Origin of the sequence: Pseudomonas sp. NPDC086112 (assembly GCF_044746425.1) — a bacterium.
Lineage (GTDB): Bacteria > Pseudomonadota > Gammaproteobacteria > Pseudomonadales > Pseudomonadaceae > Aquipseudomonas.
The window spans coordinates 133,405-150,619 of the sequence record NZ_JBIVCD010000001.1 but is presented as its reverse complement, the minus strand read 5'-3'; the positions used below and the strand labels follow the sequence as shown (position 1 = coordinate 150,619).

Annotated in this window: 14 protein-coding genes; 9 read left to right on the top strand and 5 right to left on the bottom strand. The window is 58.0% G+C overall.

Annotated features, from left to right (window positions below):
* Positions 1-44: 44 nt before the first annotated feature.
* From ACIPLA_RS00655 to ACIPLA_RS00630, 6 genes are all read left to right on the top strand, one after another.
* The gene (locus ACIPLA_RS00655; protein WP_192343051.1) at positions 45-1,553 is read left to right on the top strand and encodes a CoA-acylating methylmalonate-semialdehyde dehydrogenase; all 1,509 of its coding nucleotides are present in this window, start codon (positions 45-47) and stop codon (positions 1,551-1,553) included.
* Between the two features lie 45 nt (positions 1,554-1,598).
* Complete coding sequence (locus ACIPLA_RS00650; protein ID WP_401170571.1) at positions 1,599-2,372, top strand: enoyl-CoA hydratase; 774 nt, start codon at positions 1,599-1,601, stop codon at positions 2,370-2,372.
* A 25-nt stretch (positions 2,373-2,397) separates the two neighbouring features.
* Entirely contained in the window at positions 2,398-3,288 is an 891-nt protein-coding gene (mmsB, locus tag ACIPLA_RS00645; RefSeq protein ID WP_401170569.1) for a 3-hydroxyisobutyrate dehydrogenase, read from the top strand.
* Between the two features lie 2 nt (positions 3,289-3,290).
* Positions 3,291-4,379 carry an enoyl-CoA hydratase/isomerase family protein gene (locus ACIPLA_RS00640; RefSeq protein WP_401170567.1) on the top strand — a complete coding sequence of 363 codons (1,089 nt, stop codon included), beginning with the start codon at positions 3,291-3,293 and terminating at the stop codon, positions 4,377-4,379.
* Positions 4,380-4,397: 18 nt separating this feature from the next.
* Complete coding sequence (locus ACIPLA_RS00635) at positions 4,398-5,549, top strand: acyl-CoA dehydrogenase family protein (RefSeq protein WP_218394852.1); 1,152 nt, start codon at positions 4,398-4,400, stop codon at positions 5,547-5,549.
* 74 nt (positions 5,550-5,623) lie between these two features.
* Positions 5,624-6,259, top strand: coding sequence for a TetR/AcrR family transcriptional regulator (locus ACIPLA_RS00630; RefSeq protein ID WP_192343046.1), 636 nt, complete (start codon positions 5,624-5,626; stop codon positions 6,257-6,259).
* A gap of 65 nt (positions 6,260-6,324) precedes the next feature.
* Here ACIPLA_RS00630 and ACIPLA_RS00625 read toward each other — a convergent pair whose 3' ends face one another.
* From ACIPLA_RS00625 to ACIPLA_RS00610, 4 genes are all read right to left on the bottom strand, one after another.
* On the bottom strand, positions 6,325-9,345 hold the full coding sequence (locus tag ACIPLA_RS00625; protein ID WP_401170564.1) for an EAL domain-containing protein: 3,021 nt from the start codon (positions 9,343-9,345) through the stop codon (positions 6,325-6,327).
* On the bottom strand, positions 9,333-10,352 hold the full coding sequence (locus ACIPLA_RS00620; protein WP_401170980.1) for a substrate-binding domain-containing protein: 1,020 nt from the start codon (positions 10,350-10,352) through the stop codon (positions 9,333-9,335). Before ACIPLA_RS00620 ends, ACIPLA_RS00625 begins: the two co-directional genes overlap by 13 nt.
* Before the next feature lie 565 nt (positions 10,353-10,917).
* On the bottom strand, positions 10,918-11,358 hold the full coding sequence (locus ACIPLA_RS00615) for a CBS domain-containing protein (RefSeq protein ID WP_401170561.1): 441 nt from the start codon (positions 11,356-11,358) through the stop codon (positions 10,918-10,920).
* Between the two features lie 58 nt (positions 11,359-11,416).
* Entirely contained in the window at positions 11,417-12,424 is a 1,008-nt protein-coding gene (locus ACIPLA_RS00610) for an AraC family transcriptional regulator (protein WP_401170558.1), read from the bottom strand.
* A 240-nt stretch (positions 12,425-12,664) separates the two neighbouring features.
* On the opposite strand from ACIPLA_RS00610, the gene antA reads away from it, so the two are divergent.
* The 3 genes from antA to antC are packed head-to-tail and all read left to right on the top strand — an operon-like array spanning position 12,665 to position 15,590.
* The gene (gene antA / locus ACIPLA_RS00605) at positions 12,665-14,050 is read left to right on the top strand and encodes an anthranilate 1,2-dioxygenase large subunit (RefSeq protein WP_401170555.1); all 1,386 of its coding nucleotides are present in this window, start codon (positions 12,665-12,667) and stop codon (positions 14,048-14,050) included.
* 1 nt (position 14,051) lies between these two features.
* Positions 14,052-14,540, top strand: coding sequence for an anthranilate 1,2-dioxygenase small subunit (antB, locus tag ACIPLA_RS00600; protein ID WP_183681524.1), 489 nt, complete (start codon positions 14,052-14,054; stop codon positions 14,538-14,540).
* 18 nt (positions 14,541-14,558) lie between these two features.
* Positions 14,559-15,590 (top strand): anthranilate 1,2-dioxygenase electron transfer component AntC, encoded by a 1,032-nt coding sequence (gene antC, locus ACIPLA_RS00595; RefSeq protein ID WP_401170552.1) that lies wholly within the window; start codon positions 14,559-14,561, stop codon positions 15,588-15,590.
* Positions 15,591-15,659: 69 nt separating this feature from the next.
* Here antC and ACIPLA_RS00590 read toward each other — a convergent pair whose 3' ends face one another.
* Positions 15,660-17,201, bottom strand: a complete 1,542-nt coding sequence (locus ACIPLA_RS00590) for a methyl-accepting chemotaxis protein (protein ID WP_401170978.1) — start codon at positions 17,199-17,201, stop codon at positions 15,660-15,662.
* Positions 17,202-17,215 lie beyond the last annotated feature (14 nt).

Genomic DNA, 17,215 nt, shown 5'->3' with positions numbered 1-17,215 from the left:
CGAGGGGCCTCACTCGACTCAAAGAAAGTAGACAGGACCCGAAAATGACCTCCTCCAGCATTCCTAGCGTCAAGCTTCTTATCAACGGCGAATTCGTCGAATCGCGCAGCACCCAATGGCGCGACGTGATCAACCCGGCTACCCAGGAAGTCCTGGCCCGCGTCCCCTTCGCCACCGCCGAAGAAATGAACGCCGCCGTGGCCAGCGCCAAGGAAGCCTTCAAGACCTGGCGCAAAACGCCGATTGGCGTCCGCTCCCGGATCTTCTTCAAATACCAGCAACTGATCCGCGAGAACATCAAGGAACTGGCCGCTCTGCTCACCGCCGAACAGGGCAAAACCCTGCCGGATGCAGAAGGTGATGTGTTCCGCGGGCTAGAGGTCGTTGAGCACGCAACCGCCATCGGCAATCTGCAGATGGGTGAACTGGCCAACAACGTGGCCAACGGCGTCGACACCTACACCCTGATGCAGCCGCTGGGCGTGTGCGCCGGCATCACCCCGTTCAACTTCCCGGCGATGATCCCCCTGTGGATGTTCCCGATGGCCATTGCCACCGGCAACACCTTCATCCTCAAGCCGTCCGAGCAGGATCCGCTGGTGACCATGCGCTTGGTGGAACTGGCGCTGGAGGCCGGTGTACCCAAGGGTGTGCTCAACGTCATCCACGGCGGCGTCGACGCGGTGAACTTGATCTGCGACCACCCGGACATCAAAGCCGTGTCCTTTGTCGGCTCGACCAAGGTCGGCACCCACGTCTATAACCGCGCTACCCAGAATGGCAAGCGTGCGCAGTGCATGATGGGCGCAAAGAACCATGCCATCGTCCTGCCCGATGCCAACAAACAGCAGACCCTGAACAACCTGCTGGGTGCTTCCTTTGGCGCTGCGGGCCAGCGCTGCATGGCTCTGCCAGTGGTGATCCTGGTCGGTGAAGCACAGGCCTGGTTGCCAGACCTGATCGAGCGAACCAAGACCCTCAAGATCAATGGCGGCACCGAGCCGGGCACCGACATCGGCCCGGTGATTTCCTGCGCCGCCCTGGAGCGCGTCAACGGTCTGATCGCCAGCGGCATCGAAGAAGGCGCCAGGCTCGAACTGGATGGGCGCAACCCGAGTGTGCCGGGCTACCAAGACGGCAACTTCGTCGGCCCGACTATCTTCTCCGGCGTTACCGCGCAGATGTCTGTGTACCGCGAAGAGATCTTCGGCCCGGTGCTGTGCGTCATGCACGCCGCCAGCCTGAGCGAGGCGATCGAGATCATCAACGCCAACCCGAACGGCAACGGTACGGCCCTGTTCACCCGCTCCGGCGCTGCCGCCCGTCACTTCCAGGAAGAGATCGATGTCGGCCAGGTGGGCATCAACGTGCCGATCCCGGTGCCGGTCCCGCTGTTTTCCTTCTCTGGTTCCCGTGCCTCCAAACTGGGCGACTTGGGCCCCTACGGCAAGCAGGTGGTGACCTTCTACACCCAGACCAAGACGGTCACCCAGCGCTGGTTCGACGAAGACGACACCAGCGGTGCGGTAAACACCACCATCACCCTGAAATGACCTTTGCTGGCCGGCGCCAAGCGCCGGCCAGTCAGGAGCTGAAAGATGGAATACCAAACTTTACTGGTCGATGTGCAACAGCAGGTGGGCCAGATCACCCTCAACCGGCCACAGGCGCTCAACGCGCTGAACAGCCAATTGATCGCCGAGCTGAACCAGGCCCTTGATCGCCTGGAGGCCGACCCTGAAATCGGCTGCCTGGTCATCACCGGATCGACCAAGGCCTTTGCCGCGGGTGCTGACATCAAAGAGATGGCCGCGCTGGGTTATCCGCAGATTTATCTGGACGATTTCTTTGCCGCCGCCGACCGCATCGGCGCCCGGCGCAAGCCAATGATTGCCGCAGTGGCTGGCTACGCGTTGGGTGGCGGTTGCGAGTTGGCGCTGATGTGCGACTTCATCTATGCCGCCGATAACGCCCGCTTCGGCCTGCCGGAGCTGAACCTGGGTGTGATCCCCGGGATTGGTGGCACCCAGCGCCTGAGCCGCGCCATAGGCAAGTCCAAAGCCATGGAGATGTGCCTGACTGGTCGCCAACTCGGCGCCGAGGAAGCTGAGCGCGCCAATCTGGTGGCCCGTGTTTTCCCCGTCGCAGAGTTGCTGGAACGAACCCTGGAAGTCGCCCGCGGCATTGCCGGCAAGTCGCTGCCAGCAGCCATGATGATCAAGGAATGCGTCAACCGCGCCGAAGAGATCAGCCTCACTGAAGGCGTACGTTTCGAGCGCCGGCTGTTCCATTCGCTGTTTGCCAGCCACGACCAAAAGGAAGGCATGCAAGCCTTCGTCGACAAGCGCGTGCCGAATTTCCTGCACCGCTGAATCCAACTCGCAAAAGGTAGCCATCATGCATATCGGATTTCTCGGCCTCGGCAACATGGGCGGCCCAATGGCCCGCAACCTGCTCAAGGCTGGCCACAGCCTGACCGTTTTCGATCCATTCCCCCAGGCGGTCGCCACCCTGGTGGAGGCCGGTGCCAGCGCCGCCGACTCCCCCGCCGCCGTGGCCAAGGCCAGGGTTGAGGTGATCATCACCATGCTGCCGACCGCCGAGCACGTGAAGCAGGTCTATCGGGGCAAGGATGGCCTGCTGGCCAATATTGGCCAAGGCGTGCTCTTGATCGACAGCTCGACCATCGACCCGCTGAGCACCCGCGAGTTGGCCAAATACGCCCTTGCCCAAGGCAACCCAATGCTCGACGCGCCGGTATCCGGTGGCACCGGCGGTGCGGCGGCAGGCACCCTGACCTTTATGGTCGGTGGCCCGGACAGCGTGTTCGACCAGGCCCTGCCGATCCTCTCGGCCATGGGCAAGAACATCGTGCACTGCGGCGCAGCAGGCAACGGTCAGGTGGCCAAGATCGCCAACAACATGCTGCTCGGCATCTCCATGGTCGGCGTCGCTGAAGCCATGGCCCTGGGTGTAGCCCTGGGCATGGACGCCAAGGTACTGGCCGGAGTCATCAATACCTCCACCGGCCGCTGCTGGAGCTCGGAGATCAACAACCCGTTCCCAGGCGTGCTGGAAAACGCTCCAGCCTCGCGTGGTTACAGTGGCGGCTTTGGCAGCAACCTGATGCTCAAGGACCTGGGCCTGGCCACCGAAGCAGCCAGGCATGCGCGTCAACCGGTGGCGCTCGGTGCTGTAGCCCAGCAGCTGTACCAGACCTTCAGCCTGCAAGGTAACGGTGGCCTGGACTTCTCCGCCATCATCAAACTGTTCCGCGGAGAAGCCTGAGCATGAGCGAGCAGCAAGCCCCAGTGCTGGCCAGCGTGCGTAACCGCGTAGGCCACCTGACACTGAATCGGCCAAATGCGTTGAACACCCTGGACCTGCCCACGGTGCGCCTGCTCTGCCGGCACCTGCGGGCTTGGGAGCAGGACCCGGAGATTGTCGCCGTGACCCTGCGCGGTGCTGGCGAAAAGGCCTTCTGCGCCGGTGGCGATATCCGCATGCTGTACGACAGTCACAAGGCCGGCGACAACCAGCATGAGCTGTTCCTCGAAGAAGAATACGCCCTGGATGAGTACCTGCACGGCTACACCAAGCCAGTGCTGGCACTGCTCGATGGTTTCGTCCTCGGCGGCGGCATGGGCCTGGCCCAGGCCGCCTCGCTAAGGGTGATCACCGAGCGCACGCGGATGGGCATGCCGGAAGTCGGCATCGGTTTTTTCCCTGATGTCGGTGGCAGCTATTTCCTGCCGCGTTTGCCAGGTGAACTAGGGACCTATCTGGGCATCACCGGCTGCCAGGTGCGTGCCGCCGATGCCCTCTATGCGAACCTTGCCGACTACTACCTGCCCAGCGAACGACTGGCTGAACTGGATGCCAGAATCGACCACTTGATCTGGACCGCTGCACCCGCCGAAGACTTGCAGGACCTGCTCTGCGACATGGCCACCGAGCGTCTGGCCGGGTCCGAACTCAAGGCCTATCGCCAGGCAATCGACGAATATTTCGCCTTGCCCGATGTCCCGGCCATTCGCGCCGCGCTGCAGGGCGAACATCGCCCTGAGCTGCAAGACTGGGCCGAGCAGACGGTCAAGCTGCTCGACAGCCGCTCGCCGCTGGCGATGGCTGCGACGCTTGAGTTGTTGCGTCGTGGTCGTTACCTGAGCCTGGCTGAGTGCTTCGCTCTGGAGTTGCACCTCGACTACCAGTGGTTCGACAAGGGCGACCTGATGGAGGGTGTGCGCGCCCTGATCATCGACAAGGACAAGCGCCCTTGCTGGAACCCACCCACCTTGGCAGAGCTGGTTCCTGCCCGGGTACAAGCCTTTTTCAACGACTTTGAACGCGCCTCCGGCAAGCCCGTACGCACCGCCTGATCGGCAGGAGACTTTACAATGCACGATATCGAATTGACCGAAGAGCAACGCATGATCCGCGACATGGCGCGCGACTTCGCCCGCAGTGAAGTCGCGCCGCATGCCCAAGCCTGGGAGAAGGCTGGCTGGATCGATGACGCGGTGGTGACGCAGATGGGCGAGCTGGGCCTGCTGGGTATGGTCGTCCCGGACACCTGGGGCGGCAGTTATACCGACTATGTGGCCTACGCTCTGGCCGTGGAAGAAATCTCGGCCGGCGACGGTGCCCTCGGCGCGCTGATGAGCATCCACAACTCAGTGGGCTGCGGCCCGCTACTCAAATACGGCACCCCCGCCCAGCAAGACAGCTGGCTGCCGCTTCTGGTCAGTGGTCAAGCGATCGGCTGTTTCTGTCTGACCGAACCACAGGCCGGCTCCGAGGCGCACAACCTGCGCACCCGTGCCGAACTGCGCGACGGTCAGTGGATTCTCAACGGTGCCAAGCAGTTCGTCAGCAACGGGGAGCGGGCCAGGCTGGCCATTGTCTTCGCTGTCACTGATGCGGAGTTGGGCAAGAAAGGGCTGTCGGCCTTCCTGGTCCCCACTGACAACTCCGGATTCGTGGTCGACCGACGCGAACACAAGATGGGGATCAAGGCCTCCGATACCTGCGCGGTGACCTTGAACAACTGCACCATTCCCGAAGCCAACCTGCTGGGTGAACGCGGCAAAGGTCTGGCCATTGCCCTGTCCAACCTCGAGGGCGGTCGCATCGGCATCGCCGCCCAAGCCCTGGGTATCGCTCGCGCCGCCTTCGAGGCTGCACTTGGCTATGCCCGCGAACGCATCCAGTTCGGCAAGCCGATCATCGAGCACCAGAGCGTGTCCAACCTGCTCGCCGACATGCACACCCAACTCAACGCCAGCCGGCTGCTGATACTCCATGCGGCGCGCCTGAAAAGTGCCGCACAACCGTGTCTGTCCGAAGCCTCCCAGGCCAAACTATTCGCCTCGGAAATGGCCGAACGCGTGTGCTCCAGCGCCATTCAGATCCATGGCGGCTACGGCTATCTGGAGGATTACCCGGTGGAGCGTTACTACCGCGACGCGCGTATCACTCAGATCTACGAAGGCTCCAGCGAGGTCCAGCGCCTGGTGATCGCCCGCGAACTGAGTCACTACGCGCTCTGACCCCCTCCAGCCGGACGCGCCTGCCGCGTCCGGACTTCACTGTGTTTCCTCTCGCGGAATGGAGGCCTGATTTCATGACCCACGCCCAGCCCGTCATGTCGCGTTGCGCCAAATCGAATGCCTTGTTGGCGGTGGCCATCGACTCGCGCTACCTGGAAACCCGCCAGAAGGCTCTCGAGTTGTTCGCCAAGTGTGGTTTCAGCCGGGTAAGCATGCGCGACCTGGCCACCTATCTGGGGATCAAGGCTGGCTCCATTTACAACCACATCGAAAGCAAGGAGGCACTGCTGTTCGAACTGATCGAGGAACTCTACGAACAGTTGCTTCATGGCGCCAGCCTGGTGACTCGTCGCAAATCCGCCCCCGCTGTACGACTGCAAGGCCTGCTTGAGGCGCATCTGCTGCTACACGAGCGAATGGGGGCGCATTTCCGTCTGGCGGAATACGACCTCCATTGCCTGAGCAGCGAACAGCATGCCTCGATCCTGAGCCTACGCCGACGCTACGAGGAGCATCTGGTGGAAACGATAGAGCAACTCACCGGCACACCGGCCAACGCCACCCGACGCGCCACCTTGAGCGGCATCGTTTCCCTGCTGAACCAACTGCCGGCCTGGGTTGCGGAGCCACAGGCAAGCAAGGGAGCACGCCGCAAACTGTTGCATGACATGGTGATGAGCGCTCTTCAGGGTGCGTTGCGGGCAACTTAGGCCTCTGGCCGAGTGGCTCTTGAAGGTTCATAAAGCACGCCGAGCGTTTTACCGTACGCTGGTCATTAACGCCCGGGTATTGGACTGCCTGGGCGTTTTACAACGCGTTTTCGCCTGAGCGAGTCAGGGCTCGCAATGCGGCTCGGTTGAGGCAGCCGGGGCTTACGCAGTAACAGACTTATTTCCTCTGCGCTGACCGCGCTGCTGAAAAAGTGGCCCTGAATTTCATCGCAGCCGTTTTCACGCAGGAAGGTTTGCTGCTCTTCGGTTTCGACACCTTCGGCAATGACCTTCAGGTTCAGTTTGTGCCCCAACGAAATCACTGCGGTGGCGATGGCTTTGTCGTTCTCGTTGTCGGGCAGATCGCGCACGAAAGACTGGTCGATCTTGAGTCTGGCGATCGGGAAGCTTTTCAATGCTGCGAGGCTGGAGTAGCCGGTGCCGAAATCGTCGATCGAGAGACTGATCCCCATTGATTGCAGTTCCTTCATTTTGCTGATGGCTTGCTGAAGGTCTTGCATGATCAGACTTTCGGTCAGCTCCAGCTCAAGGTACCTCGGGTCCAGTCCGGTTTCTTGCAAGGCATGCCTCACCCGGTCGATCAGGTCCCTTTCGATGAACTGGCGTGCTGAAATATTCACCGACATGGTGATCGGCGGCCAGCCCGCATCCTGCCAGGCCTTGTTCTGTCTGCACGCGGTATGAATCACCCAGTCGCCGATGGGCACGATCAAGCCGGTCTCTTCGGCCTGCGGAATGAATTTGATTGGAGACACCATGCCGAGCTCGGGGTGCTGCCAGCGGATCAGTGCTTCTACGCCGATAATCTGACCTGACTGCAAATCCACCTGTGGCTGGTACAGCAGCAGGAACTCGTCATGGTTGAGTGCGTTTCGAAGCCCGTCTTGCATGGCGAGCTTGCCCTGATCCTTGTTATTCATCTCGCTCGTATAGAACTGGTAACTGTTGCGCCCCAGCTCCTTGGCCCGGTACATGGCGGCGTCCGCGTTGCTGAGCAACGTCTCGGTATCGCTGCCGTCGGCGGGATAGGTGGCCAATCCCATGCTGCAGGTGACGTGGAGTGTATGTCCGCTGAGCTGAATCGGTTGCAGGATGGCTTCCTGGATTTTGTGCAGGGCGGGAGTAACGCCGTCGAGGTCTGAGGGCTGGTCGAACAGGATGATCACAAACTCGTCGCCACCCAGTCGCACGACGGTGTCGGTGCGGCGTACACACTCCAGCATGCGCTGGGCGACGGTTTTCAGCAGTTCGTCTCCAGCACTGTGCCCAAGGCTGTCATTCACCAGTTTGAATTTGTCCAGATCGAGAAACACCACCGTCACCAAGCGGTTGTAGCGCTGAGCATAAAGTATTGCCTGCTTGAGACGGTCTTCGAGCAGTGTGCGATTCGGCAGCCCGGTCAGTGCGTCATGGTCACCCATATAGCGAATGCGCTTTTCGGTCAGTTGGCGTTCTATCGCAATACCGGCAAGCGGTGTCGCCATGTTGATCAGTCGCGTCTCGGTCGAGCTGGGGCTGCGTACGGTGCTGGAATACAAGGCAAACGTACCCAATACCTTGCGTTCATGGGACAGAATCGGCGTCGACCAGCACGCGCGAAATCCATAGGGCGCGGCGACTGAACGGTACTCCTCCCACAGCGGATCCAGCTCGATATCCGTGACGATGACCGGTTCTCGTCGATACACCGCGGTGCCGCATGAACCGACGTTCGGACCGATCGCAATCCCGTCAATGAGTTGGTTATAGGCTTTCGGCAAACTGGGCGCAGCCCCGTGCAGCAGGTGTTTGCCATCCTCATCCAGTACCAGGATGGACACCATCATCCCCTCCAGTTGGGACTCGACCAAGTGAGCCAGGCTGTCGAGGACTTCTGCAAGCTCGGTGCTCCTGGCGATCAGCTCCAGGACATGACCTTGTCCGGCACGGATGACGGCTTCTTGCTCTAATCGGCTGTTTTGCAAGGCGAGCCGTTCTGTGGCAATGCTCAATTGGACCGTTCTTTTTTCCAGCTGAAGTCGGTCTTTGAGGAATTGATTCACCGCGCGAGCCATGTTGCCGATCTCGTCCTTCCCATGTTCCGCCATCATCAAATGCGTCTTATCAGTGCGCTCCTGACGCAATTGCCGGCTTATTTCATTCAGACGCACGAGCACATGACGACCCATGAAGACCCGGGTCACGAACCAGGCAAACACTAGGCTGGCGCCCAACATGATCAGCACCCATTGCTGGCTACGATTTGAGTCCTCGACCAGGCGCTGCAGGGCTTGGCGATAGTCTTCGGTGTAAGCACTGGATTGCGCACGGGCCACCGCGACCAGAACCCCGGCCTCGTTCTTCAGTTCCTCATTGAAGTGCTGTATGACGTTGTGCTGATTGATGAGCCTCAGGCGCAGGGAGAAGAGATCGGGCATCTCGACATTAGCGTCGGGTAGCTTGCCTGTGGTGCGTGACAGGCGCTCATATCGGATCCGCAGCCGTTGCACGGCATCACTGTCGACAGCCTGCGGCAGATCGAAAAGTAACACCGCCAGTTCCAGGCTGGCCCGGGTCTGGGTCGCCGTTAACCGGGCGGTGTGATCCTCCATGGTTTGCTTGAAGGTGACCTCGGTTTGCAGCAGGCTTTCTCGCAACTGCGCAACGATGTTGGCGGTATTGCGGAACATCTGACTCGACTGATGCATGTCGAGTATCGCCACGCCACTGTTCGCGGCAGTCAGCTGCTGCACCAGTTGATCAAGGGCTTCAAGCTGTTCGACGGTCGCCGCATAGCTTGAACGCAAGGTGTCGGGGGAGCGGGTTGTCAGAAGCTGATCGGTCTGGCGTTCGATCAGCAAGGTACGCTGCAGCATGTCTTGCCCATTTTGCATGCGGACCAGTCGTTCTTCCGTCAACTGGCGGGTGCCGTTGTTTGACGTGCGCAAGGCGTAGACCGCCGTTGCACCACTCGCCAGGATCAGCAGCGCCAGCGTCAGAAACGCCAGTGTGAACTGTGCGCGTAGCGATTGCGGCAATAGCCGGCGTCCGAGCCGGGAAGTAACGTCCAATGTCAGGGATTCCATTGGTGGCGATAGATGTCTCGATAGCCATTGTCAGGGTCGTACTGGAATTTCTTCCCGCCGTCGAAGGCGATATTGTCGGCATTGACCAGGTGAATCGGCGCTACGAAGCCGCTCACCGGCTGACCTGCAAACAGCCGGTTCAATTCATCCATCACTTGCCAGCCATGCAGGTTGAGCGGCTCGGCCACGGTAACGGTCTGGTAGGTTTTTGCCTGTATGCGCAAGAAAGCCGAAGCGCTGCCATCACCGGCAGACAACAGACTGATGCCGTCACTGGGTATTGCGGCGCTGGTCAATGAGGCAATCGAGTAGTCGAAATAGATATCGTTGATGGCCAGCGTGTGGGTCCAGCGCTTGCCATAGCGCTGAAGCAGCTCCTTGGTGATCACCGGCATCTTCTCGCCACTTTCGGAGATCGCGACATCGCGCATTTCCAGCAACGTACATTCCCGACAGGCCCGAATGACGTTTTCCATGGCCTTGGCTTTCGCCATGGCGATGCTGTATTTGGAGTCGGTCAGGATGACCACGCCGGCGCGTCCGTTTGACTGTGCCACGGCCGCCATGGCCGTGAGGCGAGCCACTTCGAGCGGGTCGGTCGTGACGTTCATGGCCACCGGCGTGCCGTCAATCGGCCCGGGGCGTGCCCCGGCGTGCCAGCCAACCACCGGCACATCCGTGTTGGCGAAGAGGATCAGCGCCGCATTGTTCTCAAGAGCATCGGAGCCGCACAGAATGAGGCCGTCGGGTTTCGCTGCCAGGGCATCGGAAAAGGCCTTTGCGCGCCCGGCCGATGATCCAGCGCCATCGAATATCTTCAGCGTCCAGCCCATCGCCTTGGCTGCCTCGCGAGCGCCCTGCGCGACACCGACAATTCCTCCGTTACGCAAATCTTCTGCGACAAGGGCGATGTTCTTGCCCCGCAGGGCGCGCGGGCCGGATTCAGGGCCGCTCCAGCGAACGGCTTCAAGGGTGGCCCTGGAAACGATTTCCTGCGCTTGAATCACCGTAACCGTGGCGTTTTCGACAGCGTATCCGGGAGTTGCCGTGAAAAGACAGCAAACCGTAATTGAAGCGAGTAGCCAGGGCCTGAGTAACCAGAACCTGATCAGACAGGTTCGATCACCGCATGTGATGCCGGGTCTGGAGCTGATGGCGCGTTCATAGTCTGGCATGGCGTCCCTTTTTGCCAAGAGTGCAGCGTTCACTATCCGAAAGGATAGTCGGTTCTGCTGTCATCAGGTCTTTTGTGGGGAAAGTGCGCGAACTTTAGTCCTGAACATTCAGGAAATGGGACAGGGTCCATGGCACAAAACAAGGGACGAAGGCCAATAGCATCGTTGACTACATTGAGTGGTTTTACAAGGCTTCGACTTTGCATAAACACCAGGCAAAACAAACGGCACCCGCAGCGCTTTTGTGTTTTTGGAACAGGTAACGATACTCACATCCAGCGGCGGGCCCATTGAAATATTCGGGTTTATTGCGGGAGCGAACTCAATTCCGGCCCTGTCTTGGGCTAACCTCCCCCACCCCACGTCGGGGATGTAGTCGAGCGTTTCGCCGACGTCTTCAATGCCCGCGGATATAGCTTTCCAATTGCAGTATCAGGTCGGCCTGTTCTGCAATAGCAGCCTTTACCAGATCACCAATTGATAGCAAACCCAGCAATTCTTCGTTTTCCACGACTGGCAGATGACGAAGATGGCTATCGGTCATAATACCCATGCAATCTTCAATGCGCTGGCGAGCGTCTACCGTTATGACTGGGGAACTCATGATATCCCTCACAGGCGTACCCGCCGAGGAGCGCCCCTGCAGTACCATTTTCCGTGCATAGTCTCGTTCACTGACAATACCGATTACCTTCCCGTTTTCTACGACAGGTAGAGCACCGATGTTTCGCTCAGCCATAATCCTGATCGCCTCCAACACCATTTGATCTGGCGCAATGGTGTGAACTTTTTGATTATGCACGGGCTTTAAACACAGTAATTGGGTAACTGTTTTCATGACAATTTTCTCTTATTTTACTTTGATGCAAGCGCCGGCTAACAGGCGCCCTGCCTGGTCAATGACTGCGACTTCGTTCAACCGTTTTCGATGGCACTTCCAAAAACAATTTTTTGTAATCTGATGAAAAGCGCCCCAGATGGTTAAACCCCCACCGCATCGCTACCGCGGTGATGTTTTCATTACAACCACCTTCTAAAAGCGCCTGCCTGACCGCTTCAAGGCGAAACCGCTTCAAGTACAAAGCGGGAGATATACCGAAGTACTTCTTGAAGTCCTCAGACAGTTTGAAACGGGATACGCCAGCCGCCCGACTGACATCGTCCAGATGCAGTTCGCTGCCAGCATTTTCGTGCATGAACTGCTTGGCCTTCAGCAAATACGCAGGGCAACGTGTTTGCGAGATCCCCTCCAGTTCACTTGAGTAATTATTTGGCTGCGCCAGGATTAAACCTTTTATCAACGTCCGTTCAATGTCACGGACAATAGACACATGGCCAAAAAGGTCTCGCGTCTGATCCAGTTCCATCAGCAGAAATTTAACCAGCCGCCACCATGCCGCGGGAGTTCCTTGATCTGTACTTATCCCTGTTTCGAAGACAATCGGTTGTGGCGCGGGTCGCTGTAGCAACTCCTCCAACACTTGACGCATTGCTACGCACTTGATCGCAACCTGAATTTTCCGACAGTTACCTGCAATGGCAAGTTCTTGCTGATCATAGGGCGAAACAATGAGCCCATTACTGCTATCGGACATCAACAATCCATTTGGTTTTCGCAACTCCTGCTGCCCACTGACCGGAAGACTGATGCTGTAGCTGTTGAGTTCCGACGCATCAATATCGATAGTGACATCTGTACCGTATTCGATATAGCCAATCACCGTAGACATCGACTTCAGGACGTTTCCATCATGCTGAAAATGAAGACGTTGAGGAGAAGAGGTCTTTAATTCGTGGGGGCCACAAATGTTCGCCATCCAGGCCTGCGCACTCTGCAGGTCATGACGTACCGCATGGATATCTTGAAATTCAGCATCAGCCCGAGCATGAGTTTGCAGATTCATCACAGCACCACAAGGGTTACAGATTAGTTGTAACCATACTTTTTGCCCCCACCAGTCCGCTATCCACATAGTGCAAAAACAATCAAAAAAACGCGAAAAGAAGCTTGCTTGAGCAGCGCTCACCCAAATCGATCCTCGCCCCCAAGAAACGGACAGATATCGCCTCGAATCCGGATAGCCGCACTGCACAGAAAGGCTTTCAATCGGGCTGAGCCTAAAACTACAAAAAGGGTGTACCTGATGAACAGCACTAGAAGCATTGCGCAGTGGCAAGACTACATTCAGGGTTGTCTGGATTTCCGGCCGGCGGAAGGTATATACCGTATCGCCCGTGACATGTTCACAGAGCCGGAACTGTTCGACCTGGAGATGGAGCTGATCTTCGAAAAGAACTGGATCTACGCTTGCCACGAAAGTGAAATCGCGAATCCCAATGACTTCCTGACGATGCGCGCAGGTCGTCAGCCGATGATCATCACCCGGGATGGGAACAATCAGCTCCACGCGCTAATCAACGCTTGCCAGCACCGGGGCGCAACGCTAACTCGCGTCAGCAAAGGTAACCAGTCAACCTTCACCTGTCCGTTCCATGCCTGGTGTTACAAAAGTGACGGCCGCCTGGTCAAGGTCAAGGCACCAGGGGAGTATCCGGAAGGCTTTGACAAGGCAACCCGCGGCCTGAAGAAAGCCCGGATCGAAAGCTACAAGGACTTCGTCTTCATTAGTCTGGACGTCAACGGCAGCGACTCGCTGGAAGACTACCTCGGTGATGCCAAAGTGTTCTTCGACATGATGGTCGCGCAGTCCCCCACTGGCGAACTGGAGATACTGCCGGGCAAGTCGACCTATAGCTACGACGGCAACTGGAAACTGCAGCACGAAAACGGTCTGGACGGTTATCACGTCAGCACGGTGCACTACAACTACGTCTCCACGGTACAGCATCGCCAGCAAGTCAATGCCGCTAATGGCGGCGGCTCCGACACACTGGACTACAGCAAACTGGGCGCCGGCGATGCCGAAACCGACGACGGCTGGTTCTCGTTCAAGAATGGTCACAGCCTCTTGTTCAGCGATATGCCCAACCCGACTGTACGCGCCGGTTATGCCACCGTCATGCCGCGTCTGGTGGAAGAGTATGGCCAGCAGCAAGCCGAGTGGATGATGCACCGTCTGCGCAACCTCAACATTTACCCAAGCCTGTTCTTCATGGATCAAATCAGCTCACAACTGCGCATTGTGCGCCCGGTGGCCTGGAACAAGACAGAGATCACCAGCCAATGCATCGGCGTGAAAGGTGAGTCCGACGCGGACCGGGAAAACCGGATTCGCCAGTTCGAGGACTTCTTCAACGTTTCAGGAATGGGAACCCCAGACGACCTGGTGGAGTTTCGTGAAGCCCAACGTGGATTCCAGGCACGCCTTGAGCGTTGGAACGAAGTATCCCGCGGCAGTGAAAAATGGGTTGAAGGCCCCACACCCAACAGCGAGGTTCTGGGCATCAACCCGGTATTGACCGGCACCGAGTTCACCCATGAGGGGCTCTACATTAATCAGCACGGTTCCTGGCAGCGCTTCCTTCTGCAAGGCCTGGAACAAAAAGCCCTGAAGTTGAAGGAGGTGTGAAATGAGCGCACTACAACATTCCGTCGAGCAGTTCCTTTACCGTAAATCCGAGCTATGCGATCAGCAGGACTGGGACGCCTACATCGCCCTCTTTGATGAGCAGAGTGAATTCCATCTGCCGCAATGGGAGTCGGAGCATGTGTACACCACCGATCCCAAGCGCAGCATGTCGCTGATTTACTACTCGAACCGGTCTGGCCTTGAAGACCGGGTATTTCGCCTGCGCACCGGTAAGTCAGCGGCTTCAAACCCGATGCCGCGCACCCTGCATCAAATCAGCAACGTGCGAATCAAGGAGCTCGATGAAGGCTTGCTTGAAGTCAAGGCCGGCTGGGTCACGCTTTATACGCGTCAAGGATTGTCCGAGCAGTTCTACGGCCATGTGACCTACCACCTTAAAGCGGTCGCAGACAGCTGGAAGATCACTCGCAAGCACATCGTGTTGCTCAATGACACGATCAATTCCGTGCTTGATTTCTATCACCTGTGAGCTGTGGGGCACCTTGTCATGAACCATAAAGTCGCTTTCAGCTTCGCGGACGGCAAGACCTCATTCTTTGAGGTCAAACCAAACGAATTGCTGCTCGACGCCGCGTTGCGTAATGGTGTGAACATTCCGCTGGATTGTCGCGAAGGTGTCTGTGGCACCTGCCAGGGCCGCTGCGAATCAGGTCAATTCACTCAAGACTACGTCGATGAAGAGGCATTGTCCGAACACGATCTGGCCCAACGCAAAATGCTCTCTTGCCAGACCCGCGTGCAATCGGACGCCTCGTTTTATTTCGACTTCGATTCGACGCTGTGTAACGGCGGCGGAACCCAGCTGCTACAGGCAGTTGTTACCGGAGTAGATCAAGTGTCAGCCACCACTGCGATCCTTCATATCGATGCGTGTTCCAACAAACAGCAACTGGATTTTCTTCCGGGACAGTACGCACGTGTGCATGTTCCTGGAACCTGTGAGTGGCGCTCTTATTCGTTCGCCAACCGCCCGAACCCCACTAACCAGCTTCAGTTTCTCATCCGGCTGCTGCCTGATGGAGTGATGAGTAACTTCATCCGTGAGCATTGCCAGCCCGGTCAACTCATTGAGTTCGAGGCACCTTTGGGTAGCTTTTATCTACGCCAAGTGACCAAACCACTGGTACTGGTGGCAGGCGGCACCGGCCTGTCGGCTTTCCTCGGGATGCTGGATAACATTGCGGAAAAAGGAGGTTGCGGCCAGCCGATCCAGTTGTTTTATGGCGTTACGCAAGACAACGATTTGTGTGAACTCTCGCGGCTGGCCGGTTACCGTGAACGCATCGCGGACTTCGACTACCACCTCGTCGTCTCGAAACCGTCCGCGGCATGGGCAGGCAAAAGCGGGTGGATTCCAGAACACTTCGACCGCCAGCAATTGGAGGCTAATCCGTTCGATATCTACTTGTGCGGTCCGCCACCGATGGTGGAGTCCATCAAAACCTGGTTTGATGCCCAGCAGATTGAACATTTTCAGATGTACTACGAAAAATTCATCGAGAGCAACACCAAGCAGTGATGACTAAAAAGGGGAAATAGCCTCGCGGCTATTTCCCCTTTTATCTTGTCTTCAATTGAACCTGGCAAATCATCGATCAAAGCGTTCAGCCAGATGACACAATGCTTCGGCCTGACGTTGCAAGTCCTCACTGATGCGTTTCCCGTCCAGCGCCTTGTCGACACTACCCGTCGACAGCTCAGCCACCTGCAATACCTGTTGCGACAAACTTTCCACCACTTGGGACTGTTGCTCCATGGCAGAAGCGATCTGCATGCCCATGCCGGAAATTTGTGCGAGGGATGAGTTCACACCCGCCAGGTTGTCCTGCACCGAAGTGACTTCAAGGGTGCTGTTTGAGGCAAACTCACGCCCGGCATCAGTCAGTTGCACCGTCAGCTCGGTGGCATCGCGCAATTGCAGTAAGAGCGGTTGAATTTGTTGTGTCGCTTCCTGGGTTCGCGTCGCTAATTGCCGCACCTCATCGGCCACTACACTGAAGCCCCTGCCCGCTTCCCCCGCCCTCGCCGCCTCTATTGCCGCATTCAGTGCCAGCAGATTGGTTTGCCCGGCAATCGAACTGATGATGTTGGTGATATGACTGATCGCTTCCGTAGAACTGGCCAATTGTTGAACGGCCATGGCGGTGTCGCCCACGGATGTATTGAGCAATTGCATTGCTTTCAGGCTTTGACCGGATAGTTGCTCCCCATGGTTGGCCAGATCGACGGCCCGGGTGGTCGCCAGATGGGTGGCCTGCACATTGCCGGTGACTTCTTGAATCGTCGCTGCCAACTCGGTGAGCGCCGTCACCGACAGATCGGTTTCATCGCGCTGACGTTCAAGGCGCAGGGTTTCGGCCTGGATCAGTTGCCCGAGCTCCAGCACCCGCTGCTGTACCACCAGGCCGGTGCTGCCAATCCGCGACAGAGCACTTTGCAGACGAGCCTCTTGCGCGACCAAGGCCATATCCACCTGAGCTGCGGCACCCTGCTCGCGACTGTACATTTGCGCCATTAACGGTTCAGTGAATGCTTTCGGATGTGCAGAGAAAACACGCTGGAGAGCTCGAGTTTGTCGATACTCCTGAAAAGCCGCCATGGCCCCCAGCCCCACTACGATCAACGCGCTCTGAGCGACAAAAGCGTCCAGTTGCCAAAGCCCGGCGGACAGGACAAAACCTAAGAGTACCGCCGGCAGTGCGCAGCCAGGCAAACGCCCGATATTCCATCGCACGACCGGATCCTGGCTATTCAAGCGAGCATAGAGCTTTTGCGCTCGCTCACGTTGTTGCTCGGAAGGTACGCTATAAACCGCACCATAGGCCTCTATGCCATCGAGGCCGAACACCGGTTTGATGTATGCACTCAACCAATAGGCTGAACCGTCTCGACGACGGTTCCTGATCAGGCCCATCCAGGGCCGGCCAAGCTTTAACGTTTGCCACAGGTTACTGAAAATCTGTGCCGGCATTTCCGGATGCCGAAGCACGTTACCAGGTTGACCAGTCAGTTCTTGGCTTGAATAGCCGCTGAGCGCGACAAATGCTTCGCTGCAATGGCTGATGCGTCCTCGCAAATCAGTGCGGCAGATCAGAACGGCGGTATCGGATGATAAGGGCGATGCGGGCATGATCGAAAAGTCCC